Annotated in this window: 2 protein-coding genes; both read right to left on the reverse strand. The window is 35.9% G+C overall.

The genetic code is table 11. The features are described 5' to 3' along the window. Positions 1-350: 350 nt before the first annotated feature. Positions 351-794, reverse strand: coding sequence for a GNAT family N-acetyltransferase (locus tag EV294_RS30125; protein ID WP_132313688.1), 444 nt, complete (start codon positions 792-794; stop codon positions 351-353). A gap of 228 nt (positions 795-1,022) precedes the next feature. After that, complete coding sequence (locus EV294_RS30855) at positions 1,023-1,406, reverse strand: hypothetical protein (protein WP_243711845.1); 384 nt, start codon at positions 1,404-1,406, stop codon at positions 1,023-1,025. Between the last annotated feature and the right edge of the window lie 141 nt (positions 1,407-1,547).

Here is a 1,547-nt window from a genome sequence, read left to right on the forward strand (position 1 = left end):
TTCGAAGAAGCACAGTTTTTAAAAAAACATAAAAGCTGGGCTTAGTTTCGTGTTGCCATATTTAGGTCTGAGCTAAGAGTAATTTTCGGGGTAGCGTAATGGTTCAACAAACAAAAATGCATTTTTCAATGATTAGAGTAATGATTTTTTGTTCGAGTTTGACTTTACGCGTTTGATTTTTTTGTTCCACCATCATTCCATCGATGTTCCTCTAACAGAATTGTTGAATCACCTAATTAGTTATGTAACGTTATGTATTGCAAAATCATTAAGCTTCTGTGTGCTGTCAAAAAAGATATTCAATAGTTATTTAAAAGGCTGTCGATTTCTCGACAGCCTGGACAGAAGAATTACTTCTGCTGTTCATTGTATTTCAAATGTAAAATGGGGTAAGAGCGGCCTGCTCCATCCGTTAAATCTTCACCGATTATTCCGAAACCGCTTTTTAAGTAAAACCTTGTCGCATTCTCATTTTGTTTATTCACATCAACGGACGTGATCCCAAAACCATTGATGCATATTTGCATAATTTGTTTCCCATACCCTTTGCCAATTTTATCGGGATCGAGAAATAGTGCTTCCAAGTGATTTTCATTGATGGCGGTAAAACCAATGATAGAGTCTTCGGTATACCAGAGACGTACATCAAGATGAGGAAAATACATGGGTAATTCTTTTTTGATTTCCTCTTTATCCTTGAAACTCAAAAAATGATGAGTGGCCATTACCGATCTTTCCCAAAGATTTATAATCATATCATAGTCATTAACGGTTGCTTTTCTGTTTTGTATCATTTCGTTCTGCTCCTTTTTCTCTTTTATTTATCACGCTCCTTTTCATACTTTTTTGTAGATGGTGATCGTATATCTCCAATTGATATATGACTTCATGTTTACCACTCTTTTCGAAATTATATTAATCGCTTTGCGATCAAACAGACTTCATTTTAATTTTCTATTTTATCATTTTTAGTTGTTTCCATTCAATAGCTGTTCCTCTCTATTGAACTCCCTCGTCTCCCGTTAATTCAATTCTGTCACCACATTAATGATATCATTGGCTTGAGAAGAATGATCACTCCCCAATGCTTGAACATGGATGTGGTCATGAAGTCTTCGATTTCCAAATTCCCAAGTTAATGACCAACCATCACTTCCATTCTTATCGTAACCAATGAGTTCTCTATACCCCCAAGTTTGTGTTCCTGTGGGGACTAGCCAAAACAAAACTGTTTCTGTATTTTCAGCTTCAACAAATATAGTCATCTTTGTTACACCACTTGGTATGAATGACCAAATGCCGCCACCCGAAGGCATATTTGTAGACACATTTCCGATCATCGCTGTCTCGGGCAGATATGCCTGACCAAACAGGAAGCTTGTTAACAGAAGTACCTTGGCAAACAATCTAAATCACCTCTTGGATATAATATCCAAATTGAATTGAATTATTCTCCCTCTATGGAGAATCACTTTTCTCTTAAATTCTCATGTTTCCTTAGATTTTGAACGTTTTTCTTTCATACCAGACAATCATTAGATGGAACA

The sequence above is a fragment of the Paenibacillus sp. BK033 genome, assembly GCF_004345425.1.
Taxonomy (GTDB): Bacteria; Bacillota; Bacilli; order Paenibacillales; family Paenibacillaceae; genus Pristimantibacillus.